This is a genomic window from Promicromonospora aerolata (genome assembly GCF_042682255.1).
In the GTDB taxonomy this organism is placed as follows: domain Bacteria; phylum Actinomycetota; class Actinomycetes; order Actinomycetales; family Cellulomonadaceae; genus Promicromonospora; species Promicromonospora aerolata.
Map to the genome: position 1 here is coordinate 4,544,489 of NZ_JBHUHF010000001.1, position 22,710 is coordinate 4,567,198.

The 22,710-nt window shown below is 70.3% G+C and carries 20 protein-coding genes and 1 tRNA gene; 14 read left to right on the top strand and 7 right to left on the bottom strand.

Features of this window, described 5'->3' with window-relative positions:
• Positions 1-28: 28 nt before the first annotated feature.
• The 3 genes from ACFSL2_RS20335 to xylA form a co-directional block, all read right to left on the bottom strand.
• Positions 29-1,486: a serine hydrolase domain-containing protein gene (locus tag ACFSL2_RS20335; protein WP_377199578.1), complete on the bottom strand. Its 1,458-nt coding sequence runs from the start codon at positions 1,484-1,486 to the stop codon at positions 29-31.
• A 31-nt stretch (positions 1,487-1,517) separates the two neighbouring features.
• Positions 1,518-3,011 carry a xylulokinase gene (gene xylB, locus ACFSL2_RS20340; protein WP_377199579.1) on the bottom strand — a complete coding sequence of 498 codons (1,494 nt, stop codon included), beginning with the start codon at positions 3,009-3,011 and terminating at the stop codon, positions 1,518-1,520.
• A 151-nt stretch (positions 3,012-3,162) separates the two neighbouring features.
• Positions 3,163-4,317 (bottom strand): xylose isomerase, encoded by a 1,155-nt coding sequence (xylA, locus tag ACFSL2_RS20345; RefSeq protein WP_377199580.1) that lies wholly within the window; start codon positions 4,315-4,317, stop codon positions 3,163-3,165.
• 90 nt (positions 4,318-4,407) lie between these two features.
• On the opposite strand from xylA, the gene ACFSL2_RS20350 reads away from it, so the two are divergent.
• Both ACFSL2_RS20350 and ACFSL2_RS20355 read left to right on the top strand, forming a co-directional pair.
• Positions 4,408-5,646 carry an ROK family transcriptional regulator gene (locus ACFSL2_RS20350; RefSeq protein ID WP_377199581.1) on the top strand — a complete coding sequence of 413 codons (1,239 nt, stop codon included), beginning with the start codon at positions 4,408-4,410 and terminating at the stop codon, positions 5,644-5,646.
• A gap of 157 nt (positions 5,647-5,803) precedes the next feature.
• Positions 5,804-7,459 carry a BCCT family transporter gene (locus tag ACFSL2_RS20355; RefSeq protein ID WP_377199582.1) on the top strand — a complete coding sequence of 552 codons (1,656 nt, stop codon included), beginning with the start codon at positions 5,804-5,806 and terminating at the stop codon, positions 7,457-7,459.
• Between the two features lie 10 nt (positions 7,460-7,469).
• Here the strand turns inward: ACFSL2_RS20355 and ACFSL2_RS20360 are convergent, their stop codons facing one another.
• A complete protein-coding gene (locus ACFSL2_RS20360) occupies positions 7,470-8,234 on the bottom strand; it encodes a GntR family transcriptional regulator (protein WP_377199583.1) in 765 nt (254 codons plus the stop codon).
• A 235-nt stretch (positions 8,235-8,469) separates the two neighbouring features.
• On the opposite strand from ACFSL2_RS20360, the gene ACFSL2_RS20365 reads away from it, so the two are divergent.
• The 4 genes from ACFSL2_RS20365 to ACFSL2_RS20380 are packed head-to-tail and all read left to right on the top strand — an operon-like array spanning position 8,470 to position 11,632.
• Positions 8,470-9,411: a transporter substrate-binding domain-containing protein gene (locus ACFSL2_RS20365; RefSeq protein WP_377199584.1), complete on the top strand. Its 942-nt coding sequence runs from the start codon at positions 8,470-8,472 to the stop codon at positions 9,409-9,411.
• 8 nt (positions 9,412-9,419) lie between these two features.
• The gene (ehuC, locus tag ACFSL2_RS20370; RefSeq protein ID WP_377199585.1) at positions 9,420-10,220 is read left to right on the top strand and encodes an ectoine/hydroxyectoine ABC transporter permease subunit EhuC; all 801 of its coding nucleotides are present in this window, start codon (positions 9,420-9,422) and stop codon (positions 10,218-10,220) included.
• On the top strand, positions 10,213-10,860 hold the full coding sequence (ehuD, locus tag ACFSL2_RS20375; RefSeq protein ID WP_377199586.1) for an ectoine/hydroxyectoine ABC transporter permease subunit EhuD: 648 nt from the start codon (positions 10,213-10,215) through the stop codon (positions 10,858-10,860). Before ehuC ends, ehuD begins: the two co-directional genes overlap by 8 nt.
• The gene (locus ACFSL2_RS20380) at positions 10,853-11,632 is read left to right on the top strand and encodes an amino acid ABC transporter ATP-binding protein (RefSeq protein WP_377199587.1); all 780 of its coding nucleotides are present in this window, start codon (positions 10,853-10,855) and stop codon (positions 11,630-11,632) included. The genes ehuD and ACFSL2_RS20380 overlap by 8 nt, the downstream gene beginning before the upstream one ends.
• A gap of 126 nt (positions 11,633-11,758) precedes the next feature.
• On the opposite strand, the gene ACFSL2_RS20385 is transcribed toward ACFSL2_RS20380, so the two are convergent.
• Positions 11,759-12,154: a DNA-binding protein gene (locus tag ACFSL2_RS20385; protein WP_377199588.1), complete on the bottom strand. Its 396-nt coding sequence runs from the start codon at positions 12,152-12,154 to the stop codon at positions 11,759-11,761.
• Positions 12,155-12,214: 60 nt separating this feature from the next.
• Between ACFSL2_RS20385 and ACFSL2_RS20390 the strand changes: the two genes are divergently transcribed.
• Positions 12,215-13,492, top strand: coding sequence for a PEP/pyruvate-binding domain-containing protein (locus ACFSL2_RS20390; protein ID WP_377199589.1), 1,278 nt, complete (start codon positions 12,215-12,217; stop codon positions 13,490-13,492).
• Between the two features lie 4 nt (positions 13,493-13,496).
• Entirely contained in the window at positions 13,497-14,102 is a 606-nt protein-coding gene (locus ACFSL2_RS20395) for a histidine phosphatase family protein (RefSeq protein WP_377199590.1), read from the top strand.
• Positions 14,103-14,146: 44 nt separating this feature from the next.
• On the opposite strand, the gene ACFSL2_RS20400 is transcribed toward ACFSL2_RS20395, so the two are convergent.
• A tRNA-Arg gene (locus ACFSL2_RS20400) sits at positions 14,147-14,219 on the bottom strand.
• A 243-nt stretch (positions 14,220-14,462) separates the two neighbouring features.
• Here ACFSL2_RS20400 and ACFSL2_RS20405 point away from each other — a divergent pair.
• The 5 genes from ACFSL2_RS20405 to ACFSL2_RS20425 all read left to right on the top strand — a co-directional run bounded on the left by ACFSL2_RS20405 (position 14,463) and on the right by ACFSL2_RS20425 (position 20,217).
• On the top strand, positions 14,463-16,238 hold the full coding sequence (locus ACFSL2_RS20405) for an ABC transporter substrate-binding protein (RefSeq protein WP_377199591.1): 1,776 nt from the start codon (positions 14,463-14,465) through the stop codon (positions 16,236-16,238).
• A 3-nt stretch (positions 16,239-16,241) separates the two neighbouring features.
• Positions 16,242-17,237, top strand: coding sequence for an ABC transporter permease (locus ACFSL2_RS20410; protein ID WP_377199592.1), 996 nt, complete (start codon positions 16,242-16,244; stop codon positions 17,235-17,237).
• A gap of 85 nt (positions 17,238-17,322) precedes the next feature.
• Positions 17,323-18,261, top strand: coding sequence for an ABC transporter permease (locus ACFSL2_RS20415; RefSeq protein ID WP_377199593.1), 939 nt, complete (start codon positions 17,323-17,325; stop codon positions 18,259-18,261).
• A 1-nt stretch (position 18,262) separates the two neighbouring features.
• Positions 18,263-19,213, top strand: coding sequence for an ABC transporter ATP-binding protein (locus tag ACFSL2_RS20420; RefSeq protein ID WP_377199594.1), 951 nt, complete (start codon positions 18,263-18,265; stop codon positions 19,211-19,213).
• Positions 19,213-20,217: an ABC transporter ATP-binding protein gene (locus ACFSL2_RS20425; RefSeq protein ID WP_377199595.1), complete on the top strand. Its 1,005-nt coding sequence runs from the start codon at positions 19,213-19,215 to the stop codon at positions 20,215-20,217. The genes ACFSL2_RS20420 and ACFSL2_RS20425 overlap by 1 nt, the downstream gene beginning before the upstream one ends.
• Here the strand turns inward: ACFSL2_RS20425 and ACFSL2_RS20430 are convergent.
• Positions 20,207-21,145 carry a L,D-transpeptidase gene (locus tag ACFSL2_RS20430; protein ID WP_377199596.1) on the bottom strand — a complete coding sequence of 313 codons (939 nt, stop codon included), beginning with the start codon at positions 21,143-21,145 and terminating at the stop codon, positions 20,207-20,209. The two genes, ACFSL2_RS20425 and ACFSL2_RS20430, sit on opposite strands and share 11 nt — an antisense overlap.
• A gap of 207 nt (positions 21,146-21,352) precedes the next feature.
• On the opposite strand from ACFSL2_RS20430, the gene ACFSL2_RS20435 reads away from it, so the two are divergent.
• On the top strand, positions 21,353-22,699 hold the full coding sequence (locus ACFSL2_RS20435; RefSeq protein WP_377199597.1) for a winged helix-turn-helix domain-containing protein: 1,347 nt from the start codon (positions 21,353-21,355) through the stop codon (positions 22,697-22,699).
• Positions 22,700-22,710: the final 11 nt, after the last annotated feature.

The following is a 22,710-nucleotide window of genomic DNA, read 5'->3' on the forward strand; positions in this document are numbered from 1 at the left end:
TCTGGGTGCGACCCCAACGATGTGCACGTTACCGTCGGCGTGTCGCGTGCAGCCTGTTGGGGTCGTCGGGCCTCGTCGTGTCGCCGTCCAGCGGGCGGGGCGCCACGGGCCGGTAGGCCGTGTGGAAGGTCCAGCTCTGGTCAGCGGTCTCGCCGAACACCTGGGACTGCACGGCCAGCGTGCCGTCGGGTGCCCAGGCGAGACGGGCGCGCCATGTCGTCAGCTCGTCGCCGAGCAGCGCGCAGCGCACGTCCAGCGTGCCCGCGCCGGTCCAGCCGGCGGTGACGACGGCGGGCTGGTCGTCGACCACGGTCTGGACCGGACGGTCGTAGCGCAGCTCGATGTCCCAGCCGTCGGCGGCCGGGTACCCGAGGTCGGGTCCTCCGGCGGTACGCAGCCGGCCGCCGTCGTCGTCCAGCGACAGGACGAGCTCAGCCGGCCCGGGGCCGTCGACGACGTTCTCGTAGCGGGCGTCGACGGGTCGCACGTGCCCAGCGGAGTGCTGCGGTGCGGGCCAGGGGAGCCGGACGGCGGTGTCCGGCCTGCTCAGGTCGTGGCCGGCGGCAAGCTCCGCGACGAGCGGGTCCACCAGCAGGTCGAGGACGTCGTCGAGGAACCGGTCGCCGCTCGGGCAGGCCTGAAAGTCCGCGGTGACCACGACCGTGAGCCCCCGGGCGGGGTTGCCGTAGACGAGCTGGCCGCCGAGCCCGAACATCAGCCACCATCCCGGACGGGGGAGCCAGAGCTGGTAGCCATAGCCTCCGCGCAGCGCGGCGGCAGAGCTCTGCAGGGCGGTGTCGGCCTGGGGGCTCGTGGCGGCGCGCAGGTAGTCGGCAGGGAGCAGTCGCACGCCGTCGTGCACGCCGTCGTCGAGCAGGAGGTGGGCCAGGCGCAGCAGGTCCCGCGGGGTGGAGATCAGCCCCGAGCCGCCGTGGGCGATGCCCTCCGGTCCGGTGAGGAACCGCAGGTCCGGGCTGATGCCCAGCGGGTCGAAGAGGCGCGGACGCAGGTAGTCCACGAGTGAGGCGCCGGACAGCCGCTCCACGAGCGCGGCGAGCGTGTACGAGGCGCTGGTGTCGTAGGTGAAGACCGTGCCCGGTGGGTGCGTCGGCGGCACGCGAAAGTAAGACTCCAACCACCCGCCCGCCGTGCGCTTGTACGTGGTGGACCGGTGCGGGCCGCGCATGGTGAGCATGTGCCGGATCGTCGTGGCCTCGAGCCACGGGTGCACCGGGCCCATCTCGGGGAAGTGCTTCGTGACGGGGTCGTCGAGGCTCAGCAGGCCCTCGTCCGCGAGCAGCCCGATCGCCAGACCGGTGACCGTCTTGGACACCGAGTACATCCGTTGCGGCGTGTCCAGGTCCAACGGCTCGCTCACGGCGTGCGTGACGGTCTCGCCGTGGACGCTCACCTGGACCGTGTGCAGGGCGATGTCGAGCGCGCTCGCCCGCTGGGCGAGCGCGCCGATCAGTTCTTCCGTGGACATGCTCTCCGGAGGTGCGGGCACTGGCTCAGACTCACGCGAGGTCGCGGACCGCGGCGTACTGCTTGCGGACCACCGGCCGCGGGTCGGCGGCGAGCGTGGTGGCGATCGTCGTGGACCACGCCGGGGCGCCTGCGTCCTGGTCGGCGGCGACAGCCAGCGTCCAGGCGGCCTGGCGTGCGGCGCCGTCGGCCACGTATTCGCCCGGCTCGGGGATGCTGATCGGGAGCCCGAAGATCTGCGGGGCGATCTGCTGCACCGCGGGGGACTGTGCGGCGCCACCGATCAGCATCACGCGCTCCACCGCGACGCCCTGCGCGCGCAGCGCGTCGAGGCCGTCCGCGAGACCGCACAGCATGCCCTCGATGTAGGCCCGGGCCAGGTGGGCGCGGGTCGACGTGGCGAGGCGGATGCCGTGCAGGGTGCCGGTGGCGTCGGGCCGGTTGGGGGTGCGCTCGCCCTCCAGGTACGGCACGAGGACGAGGCCGTCGGAGCCGGCCGGGGCCTGCAGCGCGAGCTCGGCCAGCTCATCGAAGTCCACGTCGAGCACCTCGCGCGCGGCGTCGAGGACCCGTGCGGCGTTGAGGGTCACGGCGAGCATGAGCGCGTTGCCGGTGGCGTCGGCGAAGCCGTTGATCGCGCCGGACCCGTCCGCGGTGCGCTGCGGTGCGACGGCGGAGACCACCCCGGAGGTGCCGATCGAGATCGCGATGTCACCGGGCGTCATGCCCAGCCCGAGGGAGGCACCCGCGTTGTCGCCGGCGCCGGGCCCGATGAGGCACCCGTTCGAGCCGGTGGACGTGGCGGTCGCCCCACCGGCCACGGTCGGGTGGGCGCCCGCGCCGGCCTCGGCCACGCCGACCACGCGCGGCAGCGCGACATCGGTACGCCCCAGAGCACGTTCCAGCAGGTCGAGCCGGTACTCACCGGCCGAGGCGTCGTAGTACCCGGTGCCGGACGCGTCCGAGCGGTCGGTGAAGAGCTTGTCCAGCTGGGGCCCGAGGGGCGCGGTGGGGTCGCCGACCGGTCCGTAGCCGGCGATGCGCCACGAGAGCCAGTCGTGCGGCAGCGCGACGGCGGCCACCTTGGCGGCGTTCTCCGGCTCGTTGTCGCGCAGCCAGCGCAGCTTGGTGATGGTGAGGGACGCGACGAGCACCGAGCCGACGGCATCGGCCCAGGCCTGGGCCCCGGCCTCGCGGTCGCCCTCGCCCAGCTCGGTGATCAGGGTCTCGGCCGACGGCGCGGAACGGTTGTCGTTCCACAGCAGCGCGGGCCGGACGACGTTGCCGTCGGCGTCGAGCGTGACCATGCCGTGCTGCTGACCGCCCACGGAGAGCGCGGCGACGTCGGCCAGGCCGCCTGCCGCGGCGGACGCCTCCTGGAAGGCGTCCCACCAGTGCTGCGGGTCCACCTCCGTGCCGTCGGGGTGCTTGGCGGAACCGGTCCGGACCAGCGCGCCGGTCTCGGCATCGCGCACGACGATCTTGCAGGACTGCGTGGACGTGTCCACGCCGGCGACGAGGGGCATCGGTGCTCCAGAACAAGGGTGGGACGGAAGGGAGATACGGCTGGACACGCTACCGCGCCCCACACCGCACACGTTGAGTGCTGGCCATCTGTTGGATTTCCCGGGTCAGGGCAACAGATGGCCAGCACTCAACGACACTCGACGAGGGGGGTCAGCCGATCAGGTGCTTCAGCGCGAGCTGGTGCAGCTTGACCAGGCCGTAGTCCCGCTCGGCGAGCGCGTCCACGTCGGGGTCCGCCTCGGCGAGGAAGGAGTCGAACGTCTCGCCCTCGGCGAGGGTCGACTGGCCCAGCTCGAAGATGCCGGCGTGCTCGAACGCCGCCTGCACCTCGGAGTCGGCACGGTATGCGGCGGCCTTGGCCGCGAGCATGTCGTAGGTCTCCATGTTGGCCTTGGCCGACTCCCACACGCCGTCGAGGTACTCGGTGCGCGAGGGCTTGTAGTCGAAGTGGCGGGGACCCTCGTAGCGGGGGCCGCCGTTCGGGAAGCCGTTCTCCAGCAGGTCGACCGTGAAGAACGCCGACAGCAGGTCGCCGTGACCGAACACGAGGTCCTGGTCGTACCGCGGGCCGTGCTGGCCGTTCAGGTCGATGTGGAACAGCTTGCCCAGGTGCAGGGCCAGCGCGATGCCGTGCGTGTAGTTGAGGCCGGCCATCTGCTCGTGACCGGTCTCCGGGTTGATGCCCACGATGTCGCCGTTGTCGAGCGAGTCGATCAGCGCGATGGCGTGGCCGATCGTCGGCAGGAAGATGTCGCCGCGCGGCTCGTTCGGCTTGGGCTCAAGGGCGATCTTGAGCCCGTAGCCCTTCTCCTTGATGTACGAGGCGACGGTGTCGATGCCCTCGGCGTAGCGCGCGTGCGCGGCGTTGAGGTCCTTCGAGTTGTCGTACTCGGTGCCCTCGCGGCCGCCCCACATGACGAAGGTCTCGGCGCCCATGTCGGCGGCCAGGTCCACGTTGCGCAGCACCTTGCGCAGCCCGAAGCGGCGCACGTCGCGGCTGTTGGAGGTGAACGCGCCGTCCTTGAAGACGGGGTGCGTGAACGTGTTGGTGGTGACCATCTCGCACACCAGGCCGGTGTCGGCGGCCGCCTGCTTGACGGAGTCGATGTGCTTCTGCCGTGCGGCGTCGTCCGACCCGAAGGGGTAGACGTCGTTGTCGTGGAACGTGAAGCCCCACGCGCCCAGGTCGGCGAGCTTGCGGATGGACTCGGCCGGGTCGAGCTCGGGACGCGATGCCGTGCCGAACGGGTCCACGGCGTTCCAGCCGACGGTCCACAGGCCGAACGAGTACTTGATGTCGCTCACGGGGGTCTCCTCATCGAGGCGGCCCCGACATGCGGCGCCGCATTAGTTGTACGACTGAACTATTACCCGGGTCTCGGCTACAGTCAAGGCGTGACCACCGCAGGCCCTGCAGCCGACACCGCCACGTTCCCGGGTTCTGGCGCGGCTCGCCAGCACACCCTGCGCGAGCGCAACCTCGAGCTGGTCGCGCGCGCGGTCTTCGAGGTACCGGAACCACTCTCGCGCGCCGGTGTGGCCGCCGCGACCGGCCTGGCCCGGGCGACGGTGTCGACCCTGGTGGACCAGCTCGTCGCCGCCCGGCTCGTGCGCGAGCTGCCCGCGGTGACCGGCGGACGCGCGGGCCGGCCGGCGGTCCCGCTGGTACCCGCGCCGCGCTCCGTCGTGGGGCTCGGACTCGAGGTCAACGTCGACTACCTGGGCGCGCGGGTCCTCGATCTCACCGGGGACGTCGTCGCGGAGCGCGTGGTGCCCGGCGCGTTCCACGACAGCGATCCCGCCGTCGTCCTGGGCCGGCTCGGCGAGCTCGCCCGCGAGGTGACCGACGGCGTCGCGGCATCGGACATGACGGTCGCCGGCGCCCGCCTCGCGCTGCCCGGGCTGGTCGACCCGCGCACCGGGCTCCTCGAGGTGGCGCCCAACCTCGGGTGGTCGTCGCTCGACCCGGTACCGCTGCTCGGGCTGGGCGGCACCGAGGTGCGCATCGCCAACGAGGCCAAGCTTGCCGCGCTCGCGGAGCTGGCGGGCGGTTCCGACGTCGCGGCGCCCGACTCCTTCATCTTCGTGTCCGGCGACGTCGGCATCGGCGCGGCCATCGTCGTCGACCGTGAGCTGTTCCTGGGGGAGCGGGGCTGGAACGGCGAGATCGGCCACGTGGTCGTCGACCCCGCCGGGCCACGCTGCTCGTGCGGCGCGTTCGGCTGCCTGGAGCAGTACGCGGGCAAGGCGGCGATGCTGCGTGCGGCGGGGCTGCCCCCGGATGCTCCGCTGGCCGCTCTCGTCACCCGGCTGGCAGGGACCGGGACCGCCGCCGGCGCCACGGCGTCCGGCGGTCCGCACCCGGCGCTACCCGCCGGGCGCGCGCTGGGCTCGGCGCTCGCGGACTTCGTGAACCTGCTCGACGTCGCCACCATCGTGCTCGGCGGCGCGTACACCGAGCTGCTGCCGTGGCTGCGCCCCGACGTCGAGGCCGTCCTGGCCGACCGCGTGCTCGCCGCACCGTTCGTCCACCTGGACGTCCGGGCCGCGCAGGCAGGGCCGCACGCGGCGCTCACGGGCGGGGCGCGCGAGGTGCTGCGGGCCGTGCTCGCCGACCCGGCCGCCTGGGTCTGATCTGCGTCGCCGATTTCCGTCCGGCGAGAGAAGATTTCCTTCTGGGATAGACGCCAGGGCGAATTGTTGGCAACATGCCTGGCCATTGGTTCGGTACGAGAGGGGATATCGGGCCAGTGGGAATCCGCCCAGTTTCCCCCGCGAGGAGGCGTTCTCTGTGCTGCATTCACTCGCTCGGCGGTTAGGGCTCAAGACAGACCCGGTGATCTTCTTCGTCGCGGCCGGCCTGATGATCGTCTTCCTCATCCTGCTGCTGATCTTTCCGGTGCGGATCAACGATTTCTTCTCCGCCGGGCGTGCCTGGGTGACCGAGACGCTCGGTTGGTTCTTCATCCTGGGCGTCACAGCATGGGTGCTGTTCCTCATCTATATCGCGGTCAGCAAGTACGGCAGCATCCGGCTCGGGGACGACGACGAGCGTCCGCGGTACTCGAACGTCTCGTGGTTCACCATGCTCTTCGCCGGCGGCATCGGCACGGTGCTGATGTTCTGGGGTGTCGCGGAGCCGATCTCGCACTTCTCGGCTCCTCCGCTGGGCGCCGAACCGTTCTCGGCCCAGGCCGCCACCGATGCGATGGGGATCTCGATCTACCACCTGGGCCTGCATACGTGGGCGATCTTCACGCTGCCCGGTCTGGCCTTCGGCTACTTCATCTATCGGCACAAGCTGCCGCTGCGCGTCAGCTCGGTCTTCTACCCGTTCATCAAGGAGCGCATCCACGGGCCGATCGGAAAGACGATCGACATCTTCGCGATCCTCGGCACGCTCTTCGGCGTCTCGGTGTCCATCGGCCTGGGCACGCAGCAGATCAACAGCGGCCTCGCGGTGCTCACCACGATCCCGGACGCGGTGCTCCCCAAGGTGATCATCATCGCGATCCTGACGACGATCGCGGTGACGTCCATCGTCGTCGGGCTGGACAAGGGCGTGAAGACACTGTCCAACATCAATATCGGCATGGCCGTCGGGCTGATGATCTTCGTGCTGTTCGCCGGGTCCACGCTGTTCCTGTTCCGCGAGATCATCGAGACCTTCGGCGTCTATCTGCAGGACCTGGTGCGGCTGGCCTTCTGGAACGACGCACTCGCGCAGTTCACCGGCGAGGCGGGCTGGGGCTGGCAGGCCGGTTGGACGGTCTTCTACTGGGCGTGGACAGTGACCTGGGCGCCGTTCATGGGCATCTTCCTGGCGCGCATCTCGCGGGGTCGGACGATCCGGGAGTTCGTCGGTGGGGTGCTCGTCGCCCCGTCGGTGTTCACGCTGATCTGGTTCGCCATCTTCGGCTGGACGGCGATGGAGCTGGACGGCATCGGGATGGAGGCGGACGGCCCGCACGCGATCACGGATGCCGTGAACGAGAACGTGGCCACGGCGATGTTCACGTTCTTCGAACAGCTGCTCGGTGGCGGTGCGATGACCGCGATCGTGTCCGGCTTCGTCGTCGTGATCGTCGCGATCTTCTTCGCGACGTCGTCCGACTCCGCCTCCCTGGTGGTCGACATGCTGTGCACCGGAACCGAGGACCCGGGTCCGGTGCGGCAGCGGGTCTTCTGGGGCGTCTCGGAGGGGGCGGTGGCGGCCTGCCTGATCGTGCTCGCGGGCGACGCGGGACTTGAAGCCCTGCGGCAGGTCATCACGGTGATGGGGCTGCCCATCTTCATCCTCATGTTCGCTGCGATGTTTGCACTGTGGCGCGGTTTGCAGAGCGAACGGTTCGTCAGTATCCGGGTGCCCGTGGCAGGGATGCGGGTGCAGACCCAGCAGCCCGAGGGGGAGAAGGAGAGCAAGCCGATCATCGCGACCGACGCCTGACGGCAGCGGCCTACTCGTCCGGTGCGTCGATCGGGCCGAGAGTGATCGCTGGGGCGTCCGCGGGCTCCTCGAGCGTCTCGACGGCGCCGTCCTCCTGGCCCAGCAGCCGGACGACGGCGCCCTCGAGCGTCTGGGTGATGGCCTGGACCACGCCCGGCTCGTCCCCTGCCTCCAGCCGCTCGACGATCAGTGCGTGCGCGTCCGCCGTGTCCTTGCGCACCACGTACTCGTCGCTCACCGTGAACGTGGCCATCCGCACCTCGACGATGAGCGTCGTCATCCAGCGCGTGAGCCAGGGGTTGCCCGCTGCGGCGACGAGGGTCCAGTGCAGGTTGAGGTCGGCGCCGCCGACCCGGCGGGCGTCCCCGGTGCCGTTCGCGGCGACGAGCTCGTCGTGTGCGCGCCGCACGCCGGCGACCGCCGCGTCGTCGCCGGCCCGGACGAGCAGCCGGGCCGCCGTGATCTCCACCGACTTGCGCGCCTCGTACAGAGCGGGGAGCCGCTCCCTCCCGATCGTCGCCACCCGCATCCCGCGCCCCGGGGTCGCCACCAGCAGGCCCTCCTGGACCAGTCGCTGGGCGGCCTCGCGCAGCGGGCCCCTGCTCACGCCGAGCTGGGCGGCGACGTCGACCTCCCGGATCGGCGAGCCGACGGTGAGTACCCCCGCGTAGACGGCGTTGCGCAGCTCCGTCTGGATCAGGTCGACGGTCGAAGGACGCGTGACCCGGGAGAAGGACGGGGCGGTCGTCAGCGTGGCCCGCGACGGGTGGGACATGGTGCTCCTTCCGTGAGCGCACGTCGATGACGACATCATCCCCGGTGCGCAGACAGCTGTACGACGACGGCGGTGTCCAGGGCTGCGCCGGTCGGGTGAACTTGTAGATTGTAGACAATCCTAATGTCGAACGCTAGATTGTATGTACGTCAGCACCGCGCTACCGTTGCGAATCGTCCGTGAACTCCAGCCCACCCAGGCTTTGCCAAGACCGCCGGGTGGCGTGAAGGGAACCATGTCTACATCAAGCGTCCGACCGCTCCGCCGGGCCGTATTCGCGGCAGGGTCAGCACTCACCCTGGTCGCGCTGGCCGCGTGCTCGTCGACGGCTCCGAACGAAGGCGGCGAAGAAGGCGCCAGCACGCTCGAGCAGCTTCAGGAAGAGGGCACCGTCACCGTCGCGTTCAACGGCGAGGAGCCGTACAGCTACGAGGACGGTGGCGATCTCACCGGCGCCACCATCGCCCTGGACCGAGAGATCTTCGGTGCGCTCGGCATCGACAACATCGAGGGCACTCAGACCGAGTGGAACTCGCTCATCCCCGGCCTGACCGCAGGTCGCTACGACACCGTCAGCGCAGGGATGTCCATCCTGCCGGAGCGGTGCGAGCAGGCTCTGTTCTCCGAGCCCGAGATCATGTACACCACCGCATTCATGGTGCCGGACGGCAACCCGGACGACCTGTCGGACATGCAGTCCGCGAAGGACGCCGGCGTCAAGCTCGCCGTCCTCAGCGGCGCCATCGAGTCCGGCTACGCCGACGACCTCGAGATCGAGAAGATCGAGGTCGGCGACGCGCAGGACGGCCTGGACGCCGTCGTGTCGGGTCGTGCGGACGCACTGGCCCTGACGGGTATCTCGCTGCGCACCCTCGAGTCCAAGACCGATGCCCCGGTCGAGGTCACGGACTCGTTCGTGGCCGAGATCGACGGCGTGCCGCAGATCGGCGCCGGCGCCGAGGTCTTCCCGCAGGGCGAGGAGGAGCTGCGCGACGCCTACAACGAGGAGCTCGCGAAGATCGTCTCCGACGAGGAGCGCTGGCTCGAGATCGTGGGGCCGTTCGGCTTCACGGAGGCCGAGCGTCCCGTCGAGGGCCTGACCACGGAGAAGCTCTGCGAGGGTGACCTCGAGACGCTGGCCAAGGAGCTGGCTCCGGAGCTCGGCCTGGACGGCTGACCGAGCGCGTGTCAGACAACTTTCAACAATTCGTCGATCTGCTTCCGCAGCTCGGTGAAGGAATTATCGTCACGCTCCAGTTGACCCTCGGCGGTGCGGTGCTCGCACTGCTCGTCGCGTTCACCCTGGGCTTCGGCTCGCGCGCCCACACCAAGTGGGCGCGCGTGCCGTCCCGGGTGGTCGTGGAGTTCTTCCGCGGCACGTCGCTGGTGGTGCAGATCTTCTGGCTCTACTACGTGCTGCCACTACCGCCGTTCTACGTCGAGCTGGACCCGCTGGCCTGCGGCATCATCGCGCTCGGGCTCAACTACGGGGCCTACGCGTCCGAAGTGGTGCGCGGCTCGATCAACTCGGTGGCCAAGGGGCAGTGGGAGGCGTCCATCGCGCTCGACCTGGGCGCCGTGCACCGCATGCGCCGGGTGATCCTGCCCCAGGCCTGGCCGCTGATGATCCCGATGTTCACCAACCTGCTGATCCAGCTGGTCAAGGGGTCCGCCCTGGCGGCGTACATCTCGCTGCACGACCTCAACTTCTTCACCGGCGAGCTGCGCCAGCGGACGTCGGACACGATCTTCTCGTTCACGATCGGCCTGCTCTGCTACTTCCTGGTCGCCTACCTGCTCACGCTGGCCATGAACGCCCTCGAGGTGCGGGCGAAGAACCGGCTGGGCGTGGGCCCGTCGCTGCGTGAGGTCCTGCGCCTCGCGCCCGTGCAGACCAGGGCAGACGTCGGTGCCGGAACCCCGGCTCCGATGGTCACCAGCCAGCTGCCGCCGACGACGCCGATGGGAGGTGGCCGAGATGAATGAGAACGTCGTATGGAACTGGGAGCATGCCGCGGCCGCACTCCCGCAGCTGCTCGAGGGTCTGCAGATCACGGTCTTCGCGACCGTGGTCGGCATGCTCATCGCCTCGACGCTCGGGCTGATCGTGGCGATCGTCCGCCGGTCGCACCTGCGGGTCATCACCTTCCCGGTCGGCTTCCTGGTCGAGTTCATCCGGTCGACGCCGCTGCTGGTGCAGCTCGTCTTCGCCAACCTGCTGTTCGCGCAGATCCCGTCGCTGGCCATCGGCTGCGCGGTGCTCGGCATCCACTACGCGACGTACATGTCCGAGGTGTACCGCGCGGGCATCGACGCGGTGCCGAAGGGGCAGTGGGAGGCGGCCATCGCGCTCGACCTGCCGCGCTCGCGCACCTGGGGCGCGGTCGTGCTGCCGCAGGCCATCCGCAACACGTTGCCGGGCCTGGGGAACTACGCGATCTCCATGTTCAAGGAGACGCCGTTCCTGTTCGCCATCTTCGTGGTCGAGATGTACACGGCGGCGCAGCAGTACGGCGCCGGGACCTTCCGCTACATGGAGGCGATCACGATGGCCGGCCTGCTCTTCCTGCTGGTGAGCTACCCGACCTCGCTGCTCGTCCGCCGATTGGAGAACCGTCTTGCCTGAGAAGGACACCACCCCTGCCATCCAGTTCCAGGGGGTCGTCAAGCGCTTCGGCGACAACGTCGTTCTCGACGGCCTGGACTTCTCGGTCGCCAAGGGCGACCGGGTCACCTTGATCGGCCCGTCGGGCTCCGGCAAGACGACCATCCTGCGCCTGCTCATGACGTTGGAAGAGGCGAACGGCGGCCTCGTCTACGTCGACGGCGACCCGTACACGCACGAGATGCGTGGCGACAAGCGCGTGGCCATCCCGGAGAAGCGGCGCAGCCTGGTGCGGCGTCGGGTCGGGATGGTGTTCCAGCAGTTCAACCTGTTCCCCAACATGACCGTGCTGGAGAACATCATCGAGGCCCCGATCCACGTGCTCGGGAAGACCAAGGCCGAGGCGATCGCCAGTGCCGAGGCGCTCCTGGAGAAGGTGGGTCTGGCCGAGAAGCGCGACGAGCGCCCGAACAAGCTGTCCGGTGGGCAGCAGCAGCGCGTGGCGATCGCGCGCGCTCTGGCCCTGGAGCCGGAGATCCTGCTGCTGGACGAGGTGACGTCGGCGCTCGACCCCGAGCTGGTGGCCGACGTGCTCGGTGTGCTCCGCAACATCGCGGAGACCACGGACATCACGATGCTGATCGTCACGCACGAGATGCAGTTCGCCCGGGAGGTCTCCAACCGGGTGCTGATGTTCGACGGCGGCAAGATCATCGAGGAAGCCGACCCCGACACGATCTTCACGTCGCCGACGCACGAGCGGACCAAGGAGTTCCTCCGCGCGATCCTCTGACGGCGCGATCCTCTGACGGCGTCCGCGCCGACGACGCATCCGGCCCGCCGCACCACGTGCGGCGGGCCGGATGCGTCGTGGTCGTTCTGGCGGCCCTGACCGTCGCCGACGTGCGGGACGAGCAGGTCAGGAGGCGGACCTGTGCCGGGAGGTGAGCCGGTTGTAGTGCTGCTGGCAGGCCTGGGGCGAGTTGAATCCCAGGGCGTCCGCGATCTGCGCCCAGGTCAGACCGGCACTACGTGCGGTGAACAGCAACCCGGCCTCGAGCCCTTCGGTCTCGGCACGGGCCGCCGGGAGCAGGGCCAGGGCGCTGGCGATCGCGTCGGGGGCGAGGTCGGTGGAGCGCCAGAGCGCGTACTGGGCGAGGTCGACCGCCGACGGCGGCGCGGGCGCGGGCCGCCAAGGGCGTGCGGCCAGCTCGTTCGCGCCGAGCGCGAGGAGGTGCTCGGCGGCGTCCTGCTCACGCCTTGCGTCCGCGTGATCGTCGCTCGTCGTGCCCGCGACCTCGTGCTTGCGTTCCATGCCCTGATCCTCCATAGTCAACATAATGTTGTCAACATAATGTTGAGGAGTGGCGAAGCGGTGCAACGACTCGGAGAGGCGGTCGCGGAGACCGGCGGCGGCAAGGCGGCCGCGCTCGGGTCCCTGCTCCGCGCAGGCCTGCCGGTACCGGACGGCTTCGTCGTGCCGTTCGACGCCTACCGGGCGGCTGCGAGAGCGTCCACCGGTCCGATGCCGGGTGCGGTGCCGGGCGCGGTGCGTGCGGCGATCGCCGAGGGACTCGAGGGGCTCGGCGGCGCACCGGTCGCGGTCCGCTCCTCGGCGGACGACGAGGACGCGGCAGGGGCCTCCGCTGCCGGACAGTACGAGAGCTTCCTCGCCGTGCAGGGCATGGGCCCGGTGGCGGACGCCGTGGAGCGGTGCTGGGCCTCGCTGCGCTCGTCGCGGGCGATCAGCTACCGCGCCGCATCGGGCCAGGGGTCGTCGTCCGAGCACCGCGCGATGGCGGTCCTCGTGCAACGCCTCGTCGACGCCGAGGTCTCCGGGGTCATGTTCACCCCGAGGGCTCCGGATGGTGTCACCGAGATCGAGGCGTCCTGGGGTCTCGGGCTCACCGTGGTCGGCGGTTCCGTCACCCCGGACGCCTTCCGGGTCGCCGGAGACGGGAGTGTCACCAGGGCGGTCTCGGACAAGCGGAGCCGCGTGGACCGGGACGGCACACACCTCGTCACCCGGGACGTCCCGGTCCCAGACCGCCGCGTGGCGACGCTCGACGACGCGAGCGTGACGCGACTGGCGCGGCTCGGCCGGCGGGTCGCTGCCGTGCTCGGTGCGCCGCGGGACGTCGAGTGGGCGGTCGCGGACGGCCGGATCTGGATCCTGCAGGCCCGGCCGATCACCGCAGCGCTCCCGCCGCACGTGCCAGGGATGAGCGTGCGGGAAGCGCGCACCAGCTCCGGGCTGACGCTGACGGGCACGCCAGGGAGCCACGGGGTAGTGACCGGAACCGCGCGCACCGTTCGCGGACCCGACGACTTCGACCGCGTACGTCGCGGCGACATCCTGGTCTGCCCCGGTACGGACCCCGCCTGGACGCCTCTCCTGGGTATCGCCGCCGGTGTGGTCACGGAGACCGGTGGGGCACTTTCCCACGCCGCGATCGTCGCCCGTGAGCTGCGCATCCCGGCGGTCCTCGGGGTCGCGGGCGTGTCCGGCCGGCTGCGCGACGGAACCAGCATCACCCTCGACGGCACGGCGGGAACGGTGGTCGCCGTCCAGGTCTCGGCCACACCGCGCGTCGTCCCGACCGCCGACCTCGAGGAGGCGGGACGTGAACCGAACGGGAACACGTCCCGGTGACCGCATGACGATCCGATATCTCTACGTGATCCGACACGGCGACGCCGACCCCTTCGGGCGGCTCACCGAGACGGGCCGCGAGCAGGCAGGCCTGCTCGGGGAGCGATTCGCGCACACACCGCTCGACGCCGTCTGGCACTCTCCGCTACCCCGGTCGGCGGACAGCGCTCGGGAGATCGCAGCGCATCTTCGGCCCGGGACGCCCGTCGCCGAGGCCGCGGAGCTCGTCGACCACATCCCCTACGTGCCCGGACCGGAGGAGATGCCGTCCTCGTGGATCCCGTTCTTCGACGGCTACGACGCCGACGAGGCCGAGTCCGGGCACCGGACCGCCAGGAGCCTGATCACCCGCTTCGCCTCCGCACCCGCCGATCGCGAGGGTGACGTCCACGAGCTCCTCGTCACCCACGCGTACCAGATCGCCTGGCTCGTCAGGGACGCCCTCGACGCGCCTGCTGCCAGATGGCTCGGCCTCAGCAGCGCGAACACGGCCCTCACGCTGATCGAGTACCGGCAGGGCCTGCCACCGGGCGTCGTCATGTTCAACGACATGAGCCATCTGCCCGCCCGTCTGCGCTGGACCGGGTTCCCCGGCTCCGCCCGCCCGTGAGGGAGCCGGTGACCGGGCCCGTGCCGGAACGGCGGGTCCCACGGTGCGCCTGGGCAGACTCGAACTGCCGACACCCGCTTTAGGAGAGCGGTGCTCTATCCACTGAGCTACAGGCGCTCGCACCTCTCCTGGCGGGAGGAGCGAGGTCGGCGCCGGGCACAGCCCGGACCGGCGCACACAGCCTAACGTCAGCGCGGCCCGGCGCGCGAAAGTGCCGGGCCACGCGCACGTCACAGTTTGGCAACTTCCCTCCCAAACCTTGACGCGTCCGCTACGCGGGCAGAACGATGCTCAGCAACCTGGTGCGGCGCTGCACCGGGTCCGCACGACGGCCGTGCGGGGTGGACGAGAGGATCAACGATGTTCCTTCGACAGACCAGGTCCCGGAGCACATCGGCTCTGGCGACAGCCGCAGTGGCGGGCCTGCTGCTCGCCGGCTGTTCCGGTGGTGGTGGTGGGAACGCACCCACACCTGCCGCCAACCCGTACGCGTCCGCCGAAGGAATGGATGCGGCGACCGAGCTCGTGGGTGAGTACCCCCGCGAGGAGACGCTCTTCACGAGCGGTACACAGTGGGGGCCGCCGTCGTCCTGGAATCCGATCTCCGGCGCGGGGCACGCCACGGGCGCGCGCGGCCTGCTCTACGAGCCGCTGTTCCAGTTCGACCCGATCACCCTCGAGCTGACGCCATGGCTCGCCGAGGGCGGGGAGTGGACCGACGACAAGACGTACGAGCTCACGCTGCGCGAGGGCCTCGCCTGGCAGGACGGCGAGACGCTCGACGCCGACGACGTGGTCTTCACCGCAGAGCTCGGCAAGGTCGACGCCGTGCCGTGGAGCAACCTGTGGACCTGGCTGGACAAGGTCGAGGCCACCGGCGACACGACCGTCGAGTTCACCTTCTCCGATCCCCGCTACCAGGAGTGGGACAACTGGCTCTACAGCAACATGGTGCTCCCGGAGCACATCATGAGCGAGTGGTCCGAGGAGGAGCTGCTGTCCAACCCGAACGAGGACCCGATCGGTTCGGGCGCCTTCAAGTTCTCCGCCGTCGGCCAGGACCGCATGGTCTGGGAGCGCAACGACGACTGGTGGGCCAAGAGCGAGCTCGGCCTCGAGATGCCGATGAAGTACATCGTGGACGTCGTGAACACCTCCAACGAAGTGGCGCTCGGCCTGATGCTGTCCGGCAGCCTCGACCTGAGCAACAACTTCCTGCCCGGCGTCAACACGCTCGTCGACCAGGGCTCGGTCAGCACCTATTACGACGGCGAGCCGTACATGCTGGCGGCGGCGTCGGCGAACCTGATCCCGAACCAGACGCGGGCGCCGATGGACGACGTCGACTTCCGGCAGGCGCTGGCGCGGTCGATCGACGTCGACAAGATCGTCACCAACGCGTACGGCGGCCTCGTGTCGAAGGCCCACCCCTCGGGTCTGGTGCCGGCGTTCGAGGAGTACTACGACGAGGACGTCGCCGCGGAGCACGGCTTCACCTTCGACGCGGAGGAGGCCACGTCGATCCTGGCCGACGCCGGCTACGAGGACACCGACGGCGACGGGTTCGTCGAGACGCCGGACGGTGAGCCGATCGACCTCAAGCTGATCGTCCCCGCGGGCTGGACCGACTGGATGGAGGCGGCGCGCGTGATCGCCGAGGACGCCTCGGCGGCAGGCATCAAGGTCACCGCCGACTTCCCCGACGCGGGTGCGCTCGACGTCGCCCGGGCCACCGGCGACTTCGACCTGCTCATCAATGGCAACGCCGGCATCAGCAACACGCCGTGGACCTACTACAACTACGCGTTCTACCAGCCCATCCAGGAGCAGATGCTGGCGGGCAACTTCGGTCGCTACGAGAACGAGGAGGCCTGGAACCTGGTGGAGGACCTCTCGCGCACCGAGACCGGCACGCCGGAGTTCTCCGAGACGCTGTCCCAGGTCCAGGAGAAGTTCATGACCGACCTGCCGGTGATCCCGCTCTGGTACAACGGCGCGTGGGCCCAGTACAACGAGTCGCAGTGGACCAACTGGCCCAAGGAAGGCCGTGCGGACGCGTACTTCCCGGTGATGTGGAACAACTACGTGCAGATGGGCGGTCTCAACACGCTGCTCGCCCTCGAGCCGGTCTCCTGACGTATGCGCGGCTATCTCGCCCGCAAGACGCTGCTCTACGGCCTGACCTTCGTCGTGGCGGTGACGCTGAACTGGTTGATCCCCCGGCTCATGCCGGGGGACCCGGTCCAGCGGATGGTGGCGCGCGCCGCCGTCCAGCATCCCGAGACGATCGCGTCGATGACCGACTACTACGAGCGCACGTTCGGCCTCGACCTGCCGGTCTGGCAGCAGTACCTGAACTACTGGGCCGCGCTCTTCCGGGGTGACCTCGGCACCAGCGTGTGGCTGTTCCCCGCGCCGGTGAGCGAGGTGGTGCTCGCCGCCGTCCCGTACACGCTCGGCATCATGATCCCCGCCATCCTGCTCAGCTGGGTGGTCGGCAACAGCGTGGGCGCGATGGCGGCGCGCAGCCGGTGGCTCGACAACGTCGCCCTGCCGATCGGGTATCTCGTGACGGCGATGCCGTACATGTGGCTCGCGATCCTGCTCGCCTGGGGCTTCGGCGTCGCGCTCGGGTGGTTCCCGGTGGCCGGTGGCTACGACTTCGGGCTGGTGCCGCAGTGGTCGTGGTCGTTCGCCGTGGACCTGCTGCAGCACTGGGTGCTGCCCTTCCTGTCGCTGTTCCTCGTCGCGCTCGGCGGCTGGGCGATCGGCATGCGCAACCTGATCATCTACGAGCTCGAGTCGGACTACTCCAACTATCTCGCCGCGCTCGGTGCGCCGAAGCGGCTCATCCGGAAGTACGCGTTCCGCAACGCGATGCTGCCGCAGATCACGGGCCTCGCGCTGCAGCTGGGCACCATCCTCGGCGGCGCCCTGGTGACCGAGATCGTGTTCGCGTACCCGGGCCTGGGCAAGCTCGTGCTGTCCGCCATCCAGAACCAGGACTTCTTCCTGCTGCAGGGCACCCTGCTGTTCGTGGTGATCGGCGTGCTGCTGGCCAACTTCGTGATCGACATCGTCTACGTGCTGGTCGATCCCCGCACGCGGACCGGACTGACGGGGGCGACCGCATGAGCCGGAGACGCAGTGGAGGGTGGGGGCCGAGGTACGAGGCACCCGGCCGTAACGGAGTCGCAGACTCGTGCGGAAGGAGCAGAGCATGACGGCGACACGACCGACAGCGGGGCCCGGGACCGGGGCGAGTGAGCCACCCGGGGCGGCCGGGCCGCCGGCGGGCGGCCGCAAGGCACGGGGGGACAAGCGCGAGACGCTGTATTTCGCGCTGCGCAACCCCAAGGTCCTGATCGGGGCGGTGGTCGTGCTCGGGTTCCTGCTGCTGGGACTGATCGGGCCGGCGTTCCTGCGCTACGCACCGATGGACTACGCGGGACCGCCCATGGCCCCGCCGTCGGCGGAGTTCCCGTTCGGGACCACGACGTTCGGGCAGGACGTGTTCGCGCAGTTCGTCGCCGGCCTGCGGTCCACGTTCCTCGTGGGTCTGCTCGGCGGTGGGGTGGCGGCCGTGATCGGCATGACCATCGGGTTCGTCGCGGGCTACTGCGGCGGCCTCGTCGACGAGCTCCTGAACATGCTCACCAACGTGGTGCTCGTCATCCCGGGGTTCGTCGTGCTCATCATCATCAACGCCTACCTGGGCGTGCGCAGCGTGCCGATGCAGGCGCTCTACATCGGCATCTTCACCTGGCCGTGGGTGGCGCGCGCCGTGCGCTCGCAGACGCTGTCGCTGCGGTCACGCGACTTCATCGACCTGGCCCGGCTGTCCGGCGTGGGGGTGGGCACGATCCTGCGGCGCGAGGTGGCGCCCAACATGTACTCCTACCTCTTCATGACGTTCGTGCTGCTGTTCGGCGGCTCCATCCTCACGGCGGCGTCGCTCGACTTCATCGGGCTCGGCCCCACCAACGCGATGTCGCTCGGCCTGATGATGAACCAGGCGGTGCAGTGGAGCGCGCTCCATCTGGGGCTGTGGTGGTGGTTCGTGCCGCCGGGCCTGGGGATCACGCTCATCGTGGGCTCGCTCTACATCATGAACGTCGGCCTCGACGAGGTCTTCAACCCCAAGCTGCGGGAGATGTGACATGGCCCTGGCTGTGAACGACCTCAAGGTCTGGTACCGCACCCTGCGCGGTGACGTGAAGGCGCTCGACGGCGTCACCTTCGAGGTGGCGGACGGCGAGATCATGGGAATCGCCGGGGAGTCCGGCTGCGGCAAGACGACGCTCGGCAAGGCCCTCATCCGCCTCGACACCCGCATGCGGCACGTGGGCGGCACGGTGGTCCTCGACGACGACGAGCTGCCCCTGGCCGACGACGCCGCCATGCGCCGTCACCGCTACCGCGAGGTGTCCCTCATCCCGCAGTACGCGATGTCCGCGATGAACCCGACCCGCAAGATCGGCCGGATGATCCGCGACCTGCTGTCGGCACACGGCGTGCGGTACGCGGAGGTGCTGCCCGAGCTCGAACGGCGGCTCCGGCTCGTCGGGCTGGAGACCGACGTGCTGGGCCGCTACCCGATCGAGCTGTCCGGCGGCATGAAGCAGCGCGTCGTGCTGGTGCTGTCCACGCTGCTGAACCCGTCGCTGCTCATCGGCGACGAGGTGACGTCCGCGCTCGACGTGTCCTCGCAGAAGGCCGTCGCCAGGGCGCTCGTCGAGTTCCGCGACCACGGTTTCGTGAAGTCGATGATCGTCATCACGCACGACATCTCCGTGCTGTTCCAGGTCGCCGACACCATCCTGGTCATGTACGCGGGACACCTCGCCGAGAAGGCGCCCGCCACGACGATCATCAGCGAACCCCTGCACCCGTACACGAAGATGCTCATCGGGGCGCTGCCCAAGGTCGGCGACCGGTACGAGGAGCAGCCGCTGGAAGGCATCGAAGGACGGCCGCCGTCGCTCCTCGAACCACCCGCCGGCTGCCGGTTCCGTGACCGTTGCCCCCTGGTGCACGACAAGTGCGCCGAGGCGCCGCCGTTCCGCGAGGTGGCCGAAGGCCATCACGTCGCCTGCTGGGCGGTGAGCTGATGCTGACCCTCGACCAGCTCGACAAGGTCTACAGGACCGGCACCTTCGGCACCTCCGACCTCCACGCCGTGCGGCAGGTCAGCCTCGACGTGCGGCGCGGCGAGGTGGTCTCGCTCATCGGGGAGTCCGGCAGCGGCAAGTCGACCATCGGCAAGATGGTGCTCCACCTGCTCGACTCCACGGGCGGCACCATCACGTTCGACGGCGACGACGTCACGAAGCTCGGGTTCCGCGCCCGCCGCGACTACTACCGCAAGGTCCAGGGCGTGTTCCAGGACCCGTTCTCGTCCTTCAACCCCATCTACAAGGTGGACCGGACGTTCGAGACCCTGCGGCGCTCCTACTTCGCCAGGGTCTCGTCGAAGGAGTGGCGCTCGCGCCTGGACGACGCGCTCGCTGCCGTGACGCTCGAGCCCGACGACATCCTCGGCAAGTTTCCGCACCAGCTCTCGGGCGGGCAGCTGCAGCGCCTGCTCATCGCGCGCGCCCTGCTGCTCGACATCGAGCTGCTGGTGGCCGACGAGATCATCTCCATGCTCGACGCCTCCACGCGCATCGACGTGCTCAACCTGCTGGGCGAGCTCAAGGGGCGCGGCCTGGGCATCCTGTTCGTCACGCACGACCTCTCGCTCGGCAACTACGTGTCCGACCGCGTCGTCATCCTCTACAAGGGGCGCGTGGTGGAGCGGGGCGGCACGAGCGCCGTCTTCGACGACCCGCTGCACCCCTACACCCGGGACCTCCTGGCCTCGGTGCCGCACCTGGACCGGACCTGGGCCGAGGTGGAGGCCGAGGAGGAGGAGCGCACCCGGCGGCTCGCGGGGCGGTGCCTGTACCACGAGGAGGTCGCCGCGCAGGGCCGCTCGCTGGGCGAGGAGGCCGAGTCGGTGGACGGTGTGCCCGACGGCCTCGGGCTGGTCGAGCACGCGCCCGGCCACTTCGTGGGGTGCTTCCGCAAGGCGGCGGAGGAGGAGTGCCCGGCGGGGCCGACCGTCAGGCCCTGACCAGCACCGGGACGCCGGGTTCCAGGTCGGTGAGCCGCTCGAAGTCCGCGCTCGTGAGCCGGACGCAGCCGTTGCTCACCGCCTGGCCCTGGCCCACCCCCACGTGGAGCGCGGTGGCGGCGTAGTCGGTGCCGAAGAACCCGTCCAGCGACTCGCTCTGCATCGACAGGAACACGGACAGCCCGGTGTTCACCGCCTCCGTCACCGTGAAGACCTGCGTGAGGCCCTGCGGCGTCGGGGTACCGGGTGCTCCGACGGCGGCGGGGAGCTCGTCGCTCGTGCCGTCGGCGTGCTTGACCGTCACCGTGCGCTCCGACAGGTCGATCACCACCGACCGCTTCTCGCGCTCGAGGTCCACGTCCTTCGCGCGGAGCCAGCCCGCCGCTCCGTTGACCTTCTCGGGGTTGCGCGACGGCAGGGCACCGCGCCCGTACGGGACGAGCACCTTGACCCAACCCGGCCGGCGCTCGAGCACGAGCCAGCGCGCGTCGGCCTCGTAGTACTCGGACTCGAGGGCGAGGACCGGCGCCGTGGTCACATCGGGCTGCGTCCAGACCGGGATCCGCTGCCGCGTGGGCTCGGCGACCGAACCGGGCAGGCTCTCGAAGCGGCCGACGTCGGCCCGCGGCAGGCCGCGGGGCAGGATCGCGTCGATGTCCGGCCGGGGCAGGTCGGTCAGCGAGTACTCCGCAGGCGTCGGCCTCGGCTTCGGCGGGGACGGGGTGGCCGACGGCGACGGCGACGGCGACGGGCTCGGCGAGGTGACCACGACCGCTGCCGCATCAGCCTTGTCGACCGGCCGCACACTGGCCCAGAGCGCGGACCCGAGCAGCGCGACGGCGACGATGCCCGCCACCCAGGCCCAGGTGCGTCCGCCGGGGCGGCGTGGGCCCGCCTCGGCCGTCGGCCCACTGTGCGTCTCCGTCATGGTGTCCCCTCCGTGAGCCCTGCGCCGCCCGCGCAGGTTGTGCCGTGCGTGTCCATCGTGCCCCCAGCAGGCTGCCGGACGCAGCAAAGTGACGGACGATACCGGGTTGTCACACTTGTCCGATATCTTCGTGGTCGCCCGAACCGCTGGGTACCTGAACTCTTGCAGACGCAGTCACCCGACAGTCCTCGACCAAGGAGAGATCCCGTGGCACCCGCCGACCGGACGTTCCCAGTATCGACCGTCCCGACGCGCCGTTCCCGCAGACTGGTCCTCACCGGCGCGATATCCGTCGCCCTCATCTCGACCGGGTCCGCGTACCTGGCGATGGTCCAGTTCGGCATCGACGTCCTCGCCATGAACCAGGGCACCGCCTACGCGACCGCGGGCGTCTTCGAGCTGTCTCTCGTCACCGTCGCCCTCCTGGCCCGCGAGGCAGCCCGGGACAACCGGCCCGGCGGCACGCTGCTCGCCCTGACCTGGGCCCTCTCGTCCGCGTCCGGGGTGTTCGCCGCCTGGCACGAGGCCTACATCGACCACCCGCTCGGCGCCGTCGTGTTCCGGTTCGTCGTGCCGCTGCTTGCCGCCCTCATGTGGCACCTCGCGCTGATCGGCGACCGCCACCTCGCCACCGGCACGTCCTGGTCGGCGATGCGGCAGTCCGCACGCATGCACGCCCTCTTCCTCTCCACCGAGGACCTGTTCCGGGCGCAGAGCCTGAGCGACGGTTCGCGAACCGCCCGCCGTCGGCTCGCCCGGGCCGAGGCGGGACGCCGCCGGGCGCGCTCCGTCGCGCTGCGCACCGTCCCGCCCACGGAGATGCGGGCCCAGGTCGCCGCCTGGTGCGAGGCGCTCGCCGCCGTCGGTGACGGCACGGCCGACGTCGCCCGCCTGCACCTCGCCGACCGGCAGCGGCTGACCGGCATCCTCGTCGACGACGAGCGCATGGACGGACGGGCCTACGACACGCGCGACGGCGTACTGGCCGGTGCCCGCGTCGGGGCTCCGGAGTACGAGGGCCGGGCCGCCGAAGCCGTGGCCGCCGAGTTCGCCGCCGACCGCCCGGCTTCGGGGGGCCTGGCGGGTGGCGTGTTCGACGGCGAGGCGTTCGACCAGGGCGGGTTCGACCAGGGCGGGTTCGACCAGGACGGATACGACGGCGACCGGTTCGGGGAGCGTGTGCTCGACGGCGACGCGGGGCGCGCTCCGGCGCGGGTCAGCGCCGCCCGGGGCACCCCACGGCAGGGAGTGAGCGAGCGTGCCCCGCTGCCCGACGCCGAGCCGGCGGAGCAGAGCGGTGCGTCTGTCGCGGAGCCGGCCGAGGCGGCGGCCCGCGCCACCGAGAACGTGCGGGAGGCGCTGCCTCCGCGCCGCAAGCCGCGCCGGAACACGCAGCTCGGCACGCAGGACGCCGAGCGCATGATCGACCTGCGGACCAAGGGCCGCACGTACCGGGAGATCGCGGAAGAGGTCGGCGTCAGCCGGTCGACGGTGGGCAAGCGGATGCGGGAGTTCACGGAGACCGGCTCGATCCCGGTCGTCAAGCCCCGTTGAGGCACGGCCGG